Annotated in this window: 13 protein-coding genes; 10 read left to right on the top strand and 3 right to left on the bottom strand. The window is 70.9% G+C overall.

What is annotated here, in order from left to right; all coding sequences use genetic code 11:
* Nucleotides 1–67 precede the first annotated feature (67 nt).
* From dnaK to ACSURM_RS17220, 6 genes are all read left to right on the top strand, one after another.
* Nucleotides 68–1,903: a molecular chaperone DnaK gene (dnaK, locus tag ACSURM_RS17245; protein ID WP_189755733.1), complete on the top strand. Its 1,836-nt coding sequence runs from the start codon at nt 68–70 to the stop codon at nt 1,901–1,903.
* Nucleotides 1,900–2,571, top strand: coding sequence for a nucleotide exchange factor GrpE (grpE, locus tag ACSURM_RS17240; protein ID WP_436956064.1), 672 nt, complete (start codon nt 1,900–1,902; stop codon nt 2,569–2,571). The genes dnaK and grpE overlap by 4 nt, the downstream gene beginning before the upstream one ends.
* 33 nt (nt 2,572–2,604) lie before the next feature.
* On the top strand, nt 2,605–3,771 hold the full coding sequence (dnaJ, locus tag ACSURM_RS17235; protein WP_436956063.1) for a molecular chaperone DnaJ: 1,167 nt from the start codon (nt 2,605–2,607) through the stop codon (nt 3,769–3,771).
* A 5-nt stretch (nt 3,772–3,776) separates the two neighbouring features.
* Nucleotides 3,777–4,244, top strand: coding sequence for a heat shock protein transcriptional repressor HspR (locus ACSURM_RS17230; protein ID WP_359050656.1), 468 nt, complete (start codon nt 3,777–3,779; stop codon nt 4,242–4,244).
* 370 nt (nt 4,245–4,614) lie between these two features.
* Entirely contained in the window at nt 4,615–5,721 is a 1,107-nt protein-coding gene (locus tag ACSURM_RS17225; protein ID WP_436956061.1) for a sugar ABC transporter substrate-binding protein, read from the top strand.
* Between the two features lie 233 nt (nt 5,722–5,954).
* Nucleotides 5,955–6,995, top strand: a complete 1,041-nt coding sequence (locus ACSURM_RS17220) for a LuxR C-terminal-related transcriptional regulator (RefSeq protein WP_436956060.1) — start codon at nt 5,955–5,957, stop codon at nt 6,993–6,995.
* Nucleotides 6,996–7,010: 15 nt separating this feature from the next.
* On the opposite strand, the gene ACSURM_RS17215 is transcribed toward ACSURM_RS17220, so the two are convergent.
* Nucleotides 7,011–8,015 (bottom strand): helix-turn-helix transcriptional regulator, encoded by a 1,005-nt coding sequence (locus ACSURM_RS17215; RefSeq protein WP_436956059.1) that lies wholly within the window; start codon nt 8,013–8,015, stop codon nt 7,011–7,013.
* Between the two features lie 346 nt (nt 8,016–8,361).
* Between ACSURM_RS17215 and ACSURM_RS17210 the strand changes: the two genes are divergently transcribed.
* The gene (locus tag ACSURM_RS17210) at nt 8,362–8,697 is read left to right on the top strand and encodes a hypothetical protein (protein WP_359050645.1); all 336 of its coding nucleotides are present in this window, start codon (nt 8,362–8,364) and stop codon (nt 8,695–8,697) included.
* Nucleotides 8,698–8,842: 145 nt separating this feature from the next.
* Here the strand turns inward: ACSURM_RS17210 and ACSURM_RS17205 are convergent, their stop codons facing one another.
* On the bottom strand, nt 8,843–9,256 hold the full coding sequence (locus ACSURM_RS17205) for a TIGR03618 family F420-dependent PPOX class oxidoreductase (RefSeq protein ID WP_436956057.1): 414 nt from the start codon (nt 9,254–9,256) through the stop codon (nt 8,843–8,845).
* 113 nt (nt 9,257–9,369) lie between these two features.
* Between ACSURM_RS17205 and clpB the strand changes: the two genes are divergently transcribed.
* Nucleotides 9,370–11,967, top strand: a complete 2,598-nt coding sequence (gene clpB / locus ACSURM_RS17200) for an ATP-dependent chaperone ClpB (RefSeq protein ID WP_436956055.1) — start codon at nt 9,370–9,372, stop codon at nt 11,965–11,967.
* Between the two features lie 164 nt (nt 11,968–12,131).
* The gene (locus ACSURM_RS17195; protein WP_359050639.1) at nt 12,132–12,665 is read left to right on the top strand and encodes a YbjN domain-containing protein; all 534 of its coding nucleotides are present in this window, start codon (nt 12,132–12,134) and stop codon (nt 12,663–12,665) included.
* Nucleotides 12,666–12,719: 54 nt separating this feature from the next.
* On the opposite strand, the gene ACSURM_RS17190 is transcribed toward ACSURM_RS17195, so the two are convergent.
* Nucleotides 12,720–13,904, bottom strand: coding sequence for a pyridoxal phosphate-dependent aminotransferase (locus ACSURM_RS17190; RefSeq protein ID WP_436956053.1), 1,185 nt, complete (start codon nt 13,902–13,904; stop codon nt 12,720–12,722).
* A 785-nt stretch (nt 13,905–14,689) separates the two neighbouring features.
* Here ACSURM_RS17190 and ACSURM_RS17185 point away from each other — a divergent pair.
* Nucleotides 14,690–15,214 carry a DUF2617 family protein gene (locus tag ACSURM_RS17185; RefSeq protein WP_436956051.1) on the top strand — a complete coding sequence of 175 codons (525 nt, stop codon included), beginning with the start codon at nt 14,690–14,692 and terminating at the stop codon, nt 15,212–15,214.
* The last annotated feature ends 31 nt before the right edge of the window (nt 15,215–15,245 follow it).

Raw genomic sequence — 15,245 nt, 5'->3', positions numbered from 1 at the left:
TTGACCCCGTGGCCCTCCTCGGGCACACTTGAGCCTGTTCCACTCAAGTCAGCTGGAGGAATCAACCATGGCACGTGCGGTCGGCATCGACCTGGGCACGACTAACTCCGTCGTCAGCGTTCTGGAGGGCGGCGAGCCCACCGTCATCACCAACGCCGAGGGTGCCAGGACCACGCCGTCCGTCGTCGCCTTCGCGAAGAACGGCGAGGTGCTCGTCGGCGAGGTGGCCAAGCGCCAGGCGGTCACCAACGTCGACCGGACCATCCGGTCCGTCAAGCGCCACATGGGCACCGACTGGAAGATCGGGCTGGACGGGAAGGACTTCAACCCGCAGCAGATCTCCGCGTTCATCCTGCAGAAGCTGAAGCGGGACGCCGAGGCGTACCTGGGCGAGAAGGTCACGGACGCGGTCATCACCGTCCCGGCCTACTTCAACGACTCCGAGCGCCAGGCGACGAAGGAGGCCGGCGAGATCGCCGGTCTGAACGTCCTGCGGATCGTCAACGAGCCGACCGCCGCGGCGCTCGCCTACGGCCTCGACAAGGACGACCAGACGATCCTCGTCTTCGACCTCGGCGGCGGCACCTTCGACGTGTCCCTCCTGGAGATCGGCGACGGCGTCGTCGAGGTGAAGGCCACCAACGGCGACAACCACCTCGGTGGTGACGACTGGGACCAGCGCGTCGTCGACTACCTGGTCAAGCAGTTCCAGTCCGGCCACGGCGTGGACCTGTCCAAGGACAAGATGGCCCTCCAGCGCCTGCGTGAGGCCGCCGAGAAGGCCAAGATCGAGCTGTCCTCCTCGACCGAGACCTCGATCAACCTGCCGTACATCACGGCGTCCGCCGAGGGCCCGCTGCACCTGGACGAGAAGCTCACCCGCGCCCAGTTCCAGCAGCTGACGGCCGACCTGCTGGAGCGCTGCAAGACGCCGTTCCACAACGTCATCAAGGACGCCGGCATCTCCATCAACGAGATCGACCACGTCGTGCTCGTCGGTGGCTCCACCCGTATGCCCGCCGTCGCCGAACTGGTCAAGGAGCTGACCGGCGGCAAGGAGGCCAACAAGGGTGTGAACCCGGACGAGGTCGTCGCCATCGGCGCCTCGCTCCAGGCCGGTGTCCTCAAGGGCGAGGTCAAGGACGTCCTGCTGCTCGACGTCACCCCGCTGTCCCTCGGCATCGAGACCAAGGGCGGCATCATGACCAAGCTCATCGAGCGCAACACCACGATCCCGACCAAGCGCTCGGAGATCTTCACGACGGCCGAGGACAACCAGCCGTCGGTGCAGATCCAGGTCTACCAGGGCGAGCGCGAGATCGCGGCGTACAACAAGAAGCTCGGCATGTTCGAGCTGACCGGTCTGCCGCCGGCGCCGCGCGGTGTCCCGCAGATCGAGGTCTCCTTCGACATCGACGCCAACGGCATCATGCACGTCACGGCGAAGGACCTCGGCACCGGCAAGGAGCAGAAGATGACCGTCACCGGCGGCTCCTCGCTGCCGAAGGACGAGGTCGACCGCATGCGCGAGGAGGCCGAGCGCTACGCGGAGGAGGACCACAAGCGTCGCGAGGCCGCCGAGACCCGCAACCAGGGCGAGCAGCTCGTCTACCAGACCGAGAAGTTCCTCAAGGACAACGAGGACAAGGTCCCCGGCGAGGTCAAGACCGAGGTGGAGTCCGCCGTCGCCGAGCTGAAGGAGAAGCTCAAGGGCGAGGACACCGCCGAGATCCGCACCGCCACCGAGAAGGTCGCGGCCGTCTCGCAGAAGCTGGGCCAGGCCCTGTACGCCGACGCCCAGGGCGCCCAGGCGGCCGGCGGTGCCACCGCCGGTGACGCCAAGGACGACGACGTCGTGGACGCCGAGATCGTGGACGACGAGCGCAAGGACGGTGCCGCGTGACGGAGGAGACCCCGGGCTTCGAGGAGAAGCCCGACGTCCCCTCCGGCGCCACCTCCGACGACGCCGAGCCGAAGGCCGCCTCCGAGGAGGGGGCGGCCCCGGCCGGGGACGGGAACGCAGAGAACGCCGGGCTGGTCGCCCAGCTGGACCAGGTGCGCACGGCGCTCGGCGAGCGCACGGCGGACCTCCAGCGCCTCCAGGCCGAGTACCAGAACTACCGCCGCCGCGTCGAGCGCGACCGGGCCGCGGTCAAGGAGATCGCCGTGGCGAACCTCCTGACCGAGCTGCTCCCGGTGCTCGACGACATCGGCCGGGCACGGGAGCACGGCGAGCTGGTCGGCGGCTTCAAGTCGGTGGCCGAGTCGCTGGAGACCGTCGCGGCCAAGATGGGCCTGCAGCAGTTCGGCAAGGAGGGCGAGCCCTTCGACCCGACCATCCACGAGGCCCTGATGCACAGCTACGCGCCGGACGTCACGGAGACGACCTGCGTGGCGATCCTCCAGCCGGGGTATCGCATCGGCGAGCGCACCATCCGCCCCGCGCGGGTGGCCGTGGCCGAGCCGCAGCCCGGCGCGCAGACCGTCAAGGCGGACCAGGCGGAGGACGCCGCCGAGGACAAGACCGCGGCGGACGGCGACAAGGAGAACGGTGGCCCGGACGAGGGCTGACGTGTCGGCACAGGGGAAGGAGGGACGTCGGGGATGAGCACCAAGGACTTCATCGAGAAGGACTACTACAAGGTCCTCGGCGTCCCCAAGGACGCCACCGAGGCCGAGATCAAGAAGGCGTACCGGAAGCTCGCCCGCGAGTTCCACCCGGACGCCAACAAGGGCAACACCAAGGCCGAGGAGCGCTTCAAGGAGATCTCCGAGGCGAACGACGTCCTCGGCGACCCCAAGAAGCGCAAGGAGTACGACGAAGCGCGCGCGCTGTTCGGCAACGGCGGCTTCCGCCCCGGACCGGGCGCGGCCGGCGGCTCCTTCAACTTCGACCTGGGCGACCTCTTCGGCGGCGCCGCCCAGGGCGGAGGCTTCGGCGGCGGCATCGGTGACGTCTTCGGGGGCTTGTTCAACCGTGGCGGCGCCGCGGGTCCGCGGACCCAGCCCCGGCGCGGCCAGGACGTCGAGTCCGAGGTGACGCTGAGCTTCACGGAGGCCATCGAGGGCGCCACGGTGCCGCTGCGGATGTCCTCCCAGGCGCCCTGCAAGGCCTGTTCGGGCACCGGCGACAAGAACGGCACACCGCGCGTGTGCCCGACCTGCGTCGGCACCGGGCAGGTCGCGCGGGGCTCCGGCGGCGGCTTCTCGCTCACCGATCCCTGCCCCGACTGCAAGGGCCGCGGCCTGATCGCCGAGCACCCCTGCGAGGAGTGCAAGGGCAGCGGGCGCGCCAAGTCGTCGCGGACGATGCAGGTCCGCATCCCCGCGGGGGTGACCGACGGCCAGCGCATCCGGCTGCGCGGCAAGGGCGCGCCCGGCGAGCGGGGCGGCCCGGCCGGCGATCTGTACGTGGTCATCCACGTCCGGGAGCACCCGGTGTTCGGGCGCAAGGGCGACAACCTCACCGTCACCGTGCCGGTGACGTATCCCGAGGCGGCCCTCGGCGGCGAGGTGCGGGTGCCGACCCTCGGCGGTCCGCCCGTCACCCTGAAACTGCCCCCGGGCACCCCGAACGGCCGTACGATGCGGGCCCGGGGCAAGGGCGCGGTCCGCAAGGACGGCACCCGCGGCGATCTGCTGGTCACCGTGGAGGTGCGTGTTCCCGAGGACCTGTCGGGGAAGGCTCGTGAGGCGCTGGAGGCGTATCGCGAGGCGACCGCGGGCGAGGACCCGCGGGCGGAGCTGTTCGAGGCCGCGAAGGGAGCTTGAGAGAGATGGATGGCCGTCGTCCCCGCCAGCGCGGGGGTTTCGCACCGTACGAACTGACCGATGAGACACCGGTCTACGTCATCTCGGTGGCGGCCCAGCTCTCCGGACTCCACCCGCAGACGCTGCGCCAGTACGACCGTCTGGGCCTCGTCTCCCCCGACCGCACCGCCGGCCGGGGGCGGCGCTACTCGGCCCGTGACATCGAACTGCTCCGCCAGGTGCAGCAGTTGTCGCAGGACGAGGGCATCAACCTGGCCGGTATCAAGCGGATCATCGAGCTGGAGAACCAGGTCGCCGCGCTCCAGTCCCGGGTCGCGGAGCTGGAGGCGGCCCTGGACGGCGCGGCGGCGGCGATGCGGCAGCGCGAGGCCGCGGTGCACGCCTCCTACCGGCGCGACCTGGTGCCGTACCAGGAGGTCCAGCAGACCAGCGCGCTGGTGGTGTGGCGGCCCAAGCGGCAGCAGCAGGACTGAACGCGTACAGGCGCGTGGAGAGGGGCCCGGTGTGTACCGGGCCCCTTTCGCGTTGTCCCGAGAACTGGCCGAAATCATTCGTTCGCCTGACCGAGCCGGAGCGCGGCCCGGGGGTGCCGATGATCACGACTCGTGGTGAACCGGGCCGGTTGCGCGGGTCTGGTCCGCCGCGTGAACTTCCTTGAGGTGGAGGGTGGGTAAAGGCCCTTTGCAGGTGGTTTCGCGTGACCTTCACAGGGGCAGCTGAGCGTGGTGTTGCGCACTCGTTAAGTGATTTTTCTTGACGCCGGGCGGGCGCTCCGCGTTGTCTTTTCAGACATCTGGTCGTAGCGCAGTACCCCTCCGTACCACTCCTGAAGTGAGTCCCCGAATGCGTCGTATCGCCATGTCCGTGGCCGCCTCCACGATGACCCTCTCGCTCGCCGGCTGCGGTGTGCTGAACGCGACGGAGGACGGGGCGAGCGCGAGTCCGACCAAGGGCGACGACGTCACCGTGGGCCTGCTGCTGCCGGAGAAGGCGAACACCCGCTACGACATGTTCGACTACCCCATCATCAAGCGCAAGGTCGCCGAGCTCACCAAGAACAAGGGCAAGGTCGAGTACGCCAACGCCGAGGCGAGCGCCGCCCGCCAGGCCGAACAGCTGCGGAACATGATCGACGCCAAGGCCGACGTCATCCTGCTGGACGCGGTGGACGCGCACGCCATCGCCGGCGAGGTGCAGAAGGCCAAGGACGCGGGCATCCCGGTCATCGCCTACGACCGCCTGGCCGAGGGGCCGATCGACGCCTACGTCTCCTTCGACAACGAACTGGTCGGCGAGGTGCAGGGCCGGACCCTGCTGGAGGCGCTGGGCTCGACCGCCGACACCTCCGACAAGATCGTGATGATGAACGGCTCGCCCACCGACCCCAACGCCAAGCAGTTCAAGCAGGGCGCGCTCTCCGAGCTGAACGGCAAGGTGACGATCGCCGACAGCTACGACACCACGGACTGGAAGCCGGAGAACGCCGAGGCGAACATGGCCAAGGCGATCGCCAAGCTCGGCAAGGCCGGCATCGCCGGTGTCTACTCCGCCAACGACGGCATGGCGGGCGGTGTCATCAAGGCCCTGAAGGCGGCCGGCGTCACCAGTCTGCCCCCGGTCACCGGCCAGGACGCCGACCTGGACGCGGTGCAGCGGGTCGTGGCCGGCGAGCAGTACATGAGCGTCTACAAGTCCTACCCGGACGAGGCCGAGGCCGCCGCGCAGATGGCCGTCCTGCGCGTCCAGGGCAAGGACATCCAGTTCGACGCCCTCACCCGGGACCGGGTGGACAGCCCCACCACCAAGGACATCCCGGCGCGGCTGCTCCAGGTGAGCGCGCTGACCAAGGACACCATCAAGGACACGGTCATCGCGGACGGCATCTACTCGGCCGGTGACATCTGCACCGCCAGGTACCGGACGGCCTGCGCGGCGCTCGGGCTGAAGTGACCCGCCCGGCGGGTGACCGGCGGTGAGCCGGTCCGGGGCGTGACCGGCGGCGCCGAAGCCGCCGGCGCGCCGCCCCAACCGCCCTGGTGTGACGCGAAGGCCGAGCGCCACCCAAACCCGGGCGGAACGCCACCACTTGGACGCCGTCGTCGGGGCACCCGTGTTGCGGAGCCGGTCGGCGCCGCGCATAGTTGCGCTGCGGAAGTGGCAGCACACCGGGGGTGAAATGGGCGATGGCCGGGCACGGGGCGGAGGAGCATCCTCACGGTGCCGACCGGCTGTGTGAGGCCGGGGACCGGGTGTACTCCCGTGCCGTGCGCCGGGGGCGGGTGCCGCGCTCGGACGCCGAACCCGTGCCCTGCCTGCTGGACCTGGCGCTGCTGCACCCCGATCCCGACGACATGGACTGGCTGGTGCCGACCTCCCCGCAGGAGGTCATGACCCGGCTGCTGCGCGGGGTCTACGACGAGGTCAGCGCGAGCCAGCGGCGGGTGGGTTCGGCGGTGGCCGCGTTCGAGTGGTACGCGGGCCTGGGCCGGCAGCGGGACGCCCTGGCGGCACCGGCCGAGGGCAGCGCCATCCGGGTGCTGGACGGGCTCTCGCGCATCCAGGCCGCGATGGACGAGGCGACCGAGGCATGCACCACCGAGGTGCTCACCGTGCAGCCCGGCGGCATCCGGCGGGAGGCGGAACTCACCGAGGGCCTGCACCGGGCGCTGGCGCTGCGCGGCCGGGGCGTGCGCATGCGCGCCCTGTACACGCACGTGGCGCGGCACGGGCAGGGACTGCTGAACTACCTGGAGCTGATGGGCGACACGGTGGAGGCCCGGACCCTGGACGAGGTGATCGACCGGCTGATCCTCTTCGACCGCACGGTTGCCTTCGTCCCCGCCAACGCCGACCGCACGATGGCCCTGGAACTGCGCCACCCGGCGCTGGTGGAGTATCTGGTGACGGTCTTCGAGCGGCTGTGGCGGCTGGCCATCCCGCTGACGGCGCCGCTGCCGGACACCGGTATCGAGGGGATCTCGCACCGGGAGCAGTCCATCGCCGCGCTGCTGGCGGAGGGCCACCAGGACGCGGTGATCGCCGAGCGGCTGGGCATCAGCGTGCGTACCTGCCGGGCGCACATCGCCCGGCTGTCGGAGACCCTGGGCGCGGCCAGCCGGACCCAGCTCGGCGTGCGCATCGCCCAGGTGGGCCTGGACGGCCACCGTCCGTCCCGGCCGGCCGGGACGATGGCCGGCGCGGACCCGGAACCCCCGGCGGGCTGAACCGGGCGTGGCGGCTCAGTGGCCGCGGTCCAGGATGCCGGACTGGGCGATGAGATAACCGAGTTGGGCGCGGCTGCCGCTGCCGAGGGCGTGGGCCAGCTTGGCGATGTGGGCCCGGCAGGTGCGCACGTTCATGCCGAGGCGGCGGGCGATGGCCTCGTCCACATGCCCCTCGACCAGGAGCTTGGCTATGGAGTGCTGGACCTCGGTGATGCCGTCGGAGGCGGTCTCGTAGGGCGCGCCGGCGCTCAGCGGGACCGCGCGGGCCCACATGAACTCGAAGACCTTGACCAGATAGCGCACGAGCCCGGGGTGGCGCAGTTCGAGCGCGACCTCCCCGTCGTCCCGGGTGGGGATGAAGGCCACCGTCTCGTCGCAGATGATCAGCCGCTCGGCCAGTTCGTCGATCGTCCGGTACTCCACCTTGCCGTCGGCGAACTGGGCCACGTAGGCCAGCGTCTCGGGGCTGTAGCGGGCGGGGTGCTGGTAGAGGGTGCGGATGCGGCAGCCCCGCTCGATCAGCGGGCGGTCGCGCTCCAGGGCCTTGGCGAGGGTGTGTTCGAGCCGTCGGCGGCTCGGCTGGACCGTGAGCATCTCGCTCTGGCACTGGGAGGTGGCCAGATCCAGCGCGGCGTTGATCCGGTCCAGGCCCTCCAGCACGGTGATGGAGTGGGTGGTCGCCGTCGGCTGGGCGCTGATGCTCATGAACGGCTCGAAAGCGTCGGCGAGTTCGATGGACTCCCGGCGGCGCTGGGTGATCTCCTGCTCGATCGGGTTGAGTCGCTGGGCCAGGGCGATGGTCGGGGGCACCGGGCGCAGCCAGTTGGGATCGTCGGGGTCGGGGTGGAGGAGGGCGAACTCCATCAGGCAGGGCGCGGCTTCCACGTCGGCACGGGCTATGCGCCCCGTCCGGAGGGCATTCCCGTACAGACGGCTCCCTTCCTCGCACAGGTCGGTCAGCCCGTGGGGATGTGTCCGTTTAATCTCGTTTATCGCCAAATCTCCACCCCCCAGGGTCATGAACGTGCAGGAACATGATGCATCGTTTGTGTGGCCATGACGTGCCGGAATGGGCCATCGTCGTATCCGGACGGGGGAGAGGTGACCTTCACATGAGGACGAAGCCGACTATGCATAAGACAATGCTTCGCTCGGCGCTTGTCGCCGCCTTCTCCGCCGCCTTGGCCTTCGGCGTACTGACCGGTCATGCGGGGACGAAGGATGCTGTCGCACAGGACAGCAGTTGGCGCGTACAGGCCGCTGCTGGCGCCGGCGCCGGTGACAGCAGCTGGGTGATCGTGGCGTCCGATGTCCCGGGCGACAGCTCGTGGGTCCCGCCGGCGGACAGCAGTTGGGCCGTGGAGTCATGACCACTCCACCCGACGACCGCTCCTTCCGTCGCGAAATGGCCACCGCGTACCGGTCCGGCTGGCACTTCATCGACCTGGTCACCGCCATCCCCCACAGCGGTGATTCGCTGATGGTGACCGTGTTCGGCGAACCGGTCGTCGTCACCCGGGACGAGGACGGGGACGTGCGGGCGTACCGGTGCCTGCGCAGGCCGCGCGGTGCCCCGCAGCCGGTGCGATGTGCCATCCGGTACGGAATGATCTTTGTGAACCTGGACCAGCGGGACCACCGGCTGACCGAGCCGGAGGAGTCCGACCTGAGGACCATCTCGGCCACCCCCCGCAGTGCCTGACGCGATTCCCCCGTCGTAAAAGATCGCTCAGGTACTTCCCCCCGCAGCGGCGTCACCGTGACCTGAACACGGTGACGCCGCTGCCGTTTGCGGGGATATATCGAGGTATGCAGACATTTCCATGCTGGCCGAAAATCGCCGCTCATCAGGCGTTGCCGAGCGTCCGGGAGACCTCGATCTCGATCACCACGCGCGCCGGGTTCCGCCGGGGCGCGCGCTGATAGCGCTCGGCGTAGCGCCGCTCCGCCTCGGCCACCCGCTCCGGCTCGGTCCGCACCCGCGCCCGCCCCTCCAGCGTCGCCCAGCGCCGGCCGTCCACCTGGCACACCGCGACCCGGGCGCCCGCCTCGCCCGCCGCCGCCACGTACCGGGCCTTCGCGCTGGTCCCGCTGGTGATCACCCGGGCCAGCCGGGCCCCGGCGTCGTACGTCACCCCCACCGGGACCACGTGCGGGCTGCCGTCCGGGCGCAGGGTCGTCAGGGTGCACAGATGCCGTTCCCGCCAGAAGGCGAGGTACGACTCGCCGGGGGCACCCGGGTCCGTGGAGTTCCTCGTCATGCGCGCAACCTAGCCCCTCGGCACTCCCCTTCGAAGCTTGAGCGGAATAGACTCAACTTTGTGTACGCTGGTTAAGTCAGCACTGGGAAGCGGTCGAGGAGGAGAACGCAGACGTGGACGCCGAGCTGACCAACAGGAGCCGGGACGCGATCAACGCCGCGAGTCATCGCGCCGTGACCGGGGGGCACCCGGACCTGACCCCCGCCCACCTGCTGCTGGCTCTGCTCCAGGGGCGGGACAACGAGAACATCACCGACCTGCTCGCCGCGGTCGACGCCGACCAGGCGGCCGTGCGCTCCGGCGCCGAGCGGATCCTGGCCGGGCTGCCCAGCGTGACCGGGTCCACCGTGGCGCCGCCGCAGCCCAACCGCGAGCTGCTGGCCGTGATCGCCGACGCCGGGGAGCGCGCCAGGGAGCTGGGCGACGACTACCTGTCCACCGAGCACCTGCTGATCGGCATCGCCGCGCAGGGCGGTGCCGCGGGCGAACTGCTCACCGGGCAGGGCGCCGACGCCAAGAAGCTGCTGGAGGCCTTCAGAAAGGCCAGGGGAGGACGCCGCGTGACCACCGCCGACCCCGAGGGCCAGTACAAGGCCCTGGAGAAGTTCGGCACCGACTTCACCGCCGCCGCCCGCGAGGGCCGGCTGGACCCGGTCATCGGACGGGACCAGGAGATCCGGCGGGTCGTCCAGGTGCTCAGCCGCCGCACGAAGAACAACCCGGTCCTCATCGGCGAGCCCGGCGTCGGCAAGACCGCCGTCGTGGAGGGGCTCGCCCAGCGGATCGTCAAGGGCGACGTGCCCGAGTCGCTGAAGGACAAGCGGCTGGTCGCGCTCGACCTCGGCGCGATGGTGGCCGGCGCCAAGTACCGCGGCGAGTTCGAGGAGCGGCTGAAGGCCGTCCTCGCCGAGATCAAGGACTCCGACGGCCAGATCATCACCTTCATCGACGAGCTGCACACCGTCGTGGGCGCCGGCGCCGGCGGCGACTCGGCCATGGACGCGGGCAACATGCTCAAGCCCATGCTCGCCCGCGGCGAACTGCGCATGGTCGGCGCCACCACCCTGGACGAGTACCGGGAGCGGATCGAGAAGGACCCCGCGCTGGAGCGCCGCTTCCAGCAGGTCCTGGTCGCCGAGCCCTCCGTCGAGGACACCATCGCCATCCTGCGCGGGCTGAAGGGCCGCTACGAGGCCCACCACAAGGTGCAGATCGCCGACAGCGCGCTGGTGGCCGCCGCCACCCTGTCCGACCGGTACATCACCTCCCGCTTCCTGCCGGACAAGGCCATCGACCTGGTGGACGAGTCCGCCTCCCGGCTGCGCATGGAGATCGACTCCTCCCCGGTGGAGATCGACGAGCTCCAGCGCGCCGTCGACCGGCTGCGGATGGAGGAGCTGGCGATCGGCAAGGAGACCGACCCGGCTTCCCGCGAGCGGCTGGAGAAGCTGCGCCGCGACCTCGCCGACAAGGAGGAGGAGCTGCGCGGCCTCACCGCCCGCTGGGAGAAGGAGAAGCAGTCCCTCAACCGGGTCGGCGAGCTGAAGGAGAAGCTGGACGACCTGCGCGGACAGGCCGAACGGGCCCAGCGCGACGGTGACTTCGACACCGCGGCCAAGCTGCTGTACGGGGAGATCCCGCAGCTGGAGAAGGAGCTGGAGGCCGCCTCCGCCGCCGAGGAGGAGGCCGCCCCGGACACCATGGTCAAGGAGGAGGTCGGCGCCGACGACATCGCCGACGTGGTCGCCGCCTGGACCGGCATCCCGGCCGGCCGGCTGATGGAGGGCGAGACGCAGAAGCTGCTGCGCATGGAGGAGGAGATCGGCAAGCGGCTGATCGGCCAGAGCGAGGCCGTGCGCGCCGTGTCGGACGCCGTGCGCCGCTCCCGCGCCGGCATCGCCGACCCCGACCGTCCCACCGGCTCCTTCCTCTTCCTCGGCCCGACCGGCGTCGGCAAGACCGAACTGGCCAAGGCGCTCGCGGACTTCCTCTTCGACGACGAGCGGGCCATGGTCCGCGTCGACATGTCGGAGTACGGCGAGAAGCACAGCGTGGCCCGGCTGGTCGGCGCGCCCCCCGGCTACGTCGGTTACGAGGAGGGCGGCCAGCTCACCGAGGCCGTGCGGCGGCGCCCGTACAGCGTGGTGCTGCTGGACGAGGTGGAGAAGGCCCACCCGGAGGTCTTCGACGTCCTGCTCCAGGTGCTGGACGACGGCCGGCTCACCGACGGCCAGGGCCGCACCGTCGACTTCCGCAACACGATCCTGGTGCTCACCTCCAACCTGGGCAGCCAGTTCCTGATGGACCCGCTGACCGGCGAGGAGCAGAAGCGGGAGCAGGTGCTGGAGGTGGTGCGGGCCTCGTTCAAGCCCGAGTTCCTCAACCGGCTGGACGACCTGGTGGTCTTCTCCGCGCTGACCAAGCCCGAGCTGGAGCGGATCGCCCGGCTGCAGATCGACCGGCTCGCCCGGCGGCTGGCCGAGCGGCGGCTCACCCTGGAGGTGAGCCCGCAGGCGCTGGCCTGGCTCGCGGAGGAGGGCCTGGACCCGGCCTACGGCGCCCGCCCGCTGCGCCGCCTGGTGCAGAGCGCCATCGGCGACCGGCTGGCCAAGGAGATCCTGTCCGGCGAGGTCAAGGACGGCGACACGGTCCGCGTGGACCGCTTCGGCGAGGGGCTGCTGGTGGGCCCGGCCACCGGCAAGACGCTCTGACGCGCTCCCCGGACCTGGGCCGGGCGGTCCGGCCCGGCCCCCGGTTCCAGGGCCGGGCGCTTTGACACGGCCCTTCAGCTCAGGGCTGAGCGGTGGGTCGGGGCTTGCCACGCCCCTCCCCGCATGGGGGAGGATGGCGGCATCCGCATGAAGGGAAAAACACGGTGAGCATCGACCCGTCCTCGATTCCGAACTTCGGGGGCCAGCCCGAACCGCAGCCCCAAGGACCGGCGGGCCCCGTCCTCCCGGATCAGGACCTTGTGAAGCAGCTCCTCGACCAGATGGAGCTGAAGTACGTCGTGGACGAGGAGGGTGACCTCGTCGCGCCGTGGGAGCAGTTCCGCACCTACTTCATGTTCCGCGGGGACGAGCCCGAACAGGCGATCTTCTCGGTGCGGACCTTCTTCGACCGCCCGCACGCGATCGAGGACAAGCCGCGGCTGCTGGAGACCGTGGACGAGTGGAACCGCCGCACCCTGTGGCCCAAGGTGTACACCCACACCCACGAGGACGGCACCGTCCGGCTGATCGGCGAGGCCCAGATGCTGATCGGCACGGGCGTCGACATCAACCACTTCGTCTCCTCCACGGTCAGCTGGGTGCGGGCCGCGATCGAGTTCGACAAGTGGCTGGTGGAGCAGCTCGGCCTGGACCCGGAGGGCGGCGAGGACGGCGCGCCCGAGGGCGACGCCGAGTAAGGCGGCCCCCCGCGTCCGGCCGGGGCCCCGCCCCGGCCGGACGCGGCACCGCGCTCACATGGTCCGCAGCCGCTCCGCCGCCTCCCGCAACACCTCGACGCCTTTGCAGAAGGCGAACCGCACGAACGGCGCCCCCGCCTCCCGGTTGTCGTAGAAGACCGCGTTCGGGATGGCCACCACGCCCGCCCGCTCCGGCAGGGCCCGGCAGAAGGCGAAGCCGTCCTTCTCGCCCAGCGGCCGGATGTCGGTGGTGATGAAGTAGGTACCGGCCGGCCGGTACACCTCGAACCCGGCCGCCGTGAGCCCCTCGGCGAGGATCTCCCGGCGGGCCAGCATGCCCCGGCGGAACTCCTCGTAGTAGGAGTCGGGCAGCGCGAGCGCCTCGGCGACCGCGTACTGGAAGGGCCCGGAGGCGACGTAGGTCAGGAACTGCTTGGCCGAGCGGACCGCGCCGACCAGCTCCGGCGCGGCCGTCACCCAGCCGACCTTCCAGCCCGTGAACGAATAGGTCTTGCCCGCCGAACCGATGCTCACCGTGCGCTCGCGCATCCCCGGGAACGTGGCGAGCGGCAGGTGCTCGGCGTCGTCGAAGACCAGGTGCTCGTACACCTCGTCGGTCACCACCAGCAGGTCCCGCTCCACCGCCAGCTCGGCGACGGCGGCCAGCTCTGCGCGGGTGAGGACGGTGCCGGTCGGGTTGTGCGGGGTGTTGATCAGCAGCAGCCGGGTGCGGTCGGTGACGGCCGCGCGCAGCTCGTCCAGGTCCAGCCGGAAGCGGCCCTCGTGCGGCCGCAGGGTCACCGGCACCCGCCGGCCGCCCGCCATCGCGATGCTCGCCGCGTACGAGTCGTAGTACGGCTCCAGCGCCACCACCTCGTCGCCCGGCTCGACCAGCGCCAGCAGCGCGGCGGCGATCGCCTCCGTCGCGCCCGCCGTGACCAGCACCTCGGTGTCGGGGTCGTAGGACAGGCCGTAGCGGCGCTGCTGGTGCGCGGCGATCGCGGTGCGCAGCTCGGGGACGCCGGGGCCCGGCGGGTACTGGTTGCCGCGGCCGTCGCGCAGCGCCCGCACGGCGGCCTCCCGGATCTCCTCGGGGCCGTCGGTGTCCGGGAAGCCCTGGCCCAGGTTGATCGACCCGGTCGCCACGGCGAGCGCCGACATCTCGGCGAAGATCGTGGTCCCGAACTCGGCGAGCCGGCGGTTCAGATGAGGTCGCGCGCTGGAGGTCATGCCCGTCATCCTGCGCTCAAGCTCTGGAGTTCCTCAACTCCGCTTTGGCCGCCGTGGCGGCCGGGCATCTCCCCGGCACCGCTTGCGAGGCGGTGACACGGCGAGGCGCCCACGGGGGGCCGCTTCGGGGGAACGGAAGGAGGGTGACGCCATGATCGTGGGCATCATCCTGGTGGTGATCCTGGTGGCGTTCATCGCGCTGGGCCAGGGCCACAGGAGCCGGCGGACGAGGCCGGCGCCCGGCAGGGGCCGGGGACGCGGCAGGGCGTACCGCGGGTCGTCGTCCTCGTCGGCCGCGGTCTACGGCGGCTCGGAGTCGGGCAGCTGGTGGGCCGGCGACTCCGGCTCGTCGGGGCACCACGGGGGACACGGGCACGGGGGGCACTCCTGCGGCGGGGGTTCGTCCTGTGGCGGCGGCTCGTCGTGCGGCGGTGGCGGCGGCGGGGGCGGATGCGGGGGAGGCGGCTGACACGGGGCAGCCGGCTTCCTGAGCAAGGGGGGAAGCGCATCCGGGCCACACCGCGCCGGGCGTCCGCCGGACAGAGATCCGGTAGGCGCCCGGCGTGTCTTATTCACGACCGGCGCACGCCGTAGTTGAACACGTGAGCTGTGAGCCCCCCGAGGGATGGAAACCCAACGAAGTTGGGTAAAAACCCTGTGGCGGCAGCCTTGTTCATGGTTCCCTCTAAACGCCGACGCAGCCCCTCGAACGCCCCCTGACTCCCCATACCGGCCGGGCCGGCTGGGCTGAAATTGGCTGATTTCCCCCCATTGCGTGTTAGCGGAGCCGATCCATGCTCACGACCCTGAATACCTCCTATACCGATACGCGCGCTGCCGACCTCGCCTGGGCCCTGGGCCGTGAACCGCTGCCCGCCCTGGCCACCCTCGACCTCGAACTCACCGGCGCCAGACTCCAGTTGCGGCTGCTCGGCGCCTCCCACCAGGTGCTCCTGGAGGAGGAGCGGGGCAACTGCTCGGAGACGGTCGCGTGCATCCCGGGCTCCAGTACCCCGCTGCCGCTGGGCGTCGCCAAACGGGTCGGCGACTGGGAGTACGAGTTCGCCGCCCGCGTCGAGGTGCTCAGCCCCGGCTCGTTCGCGGGCCGCGCCCAGGAACTGCTGGCCCTCGTCTCCGACCATCCGCACGGTCTCGCCGGGGTCTTCCCGGGCAGCCCGCACGCCTTCACCGCGATGCTGGCCCAGCGGTACGAGGGTCAGGTGCACTGGCGCACCTGGCACGCCTACCCGCAGGACGGGCAGCTGGTGGCCACCCGGACCCGGGTCGGCGAGCGGGCGCGGGTGGCCCAGCCGAGCTGAGCGCCGGGCCTACGCGTTTTCCGGCGACATA

Source organism: Streptomyces sp. SudanB182_2057, from assembly GCF_964272715.1.
GTDB classification, from domain to species: Bacteria; Actinomycetota; Actinomycetes; order Streptomycetales; family Streptomycetaceae; genus Streptomyces; species Streptomyces rubradiris.
Note: the sequence above shows the minus strand (reverse complement) of the source record. Positions and strands in the feature narration are given on the sequence as shown.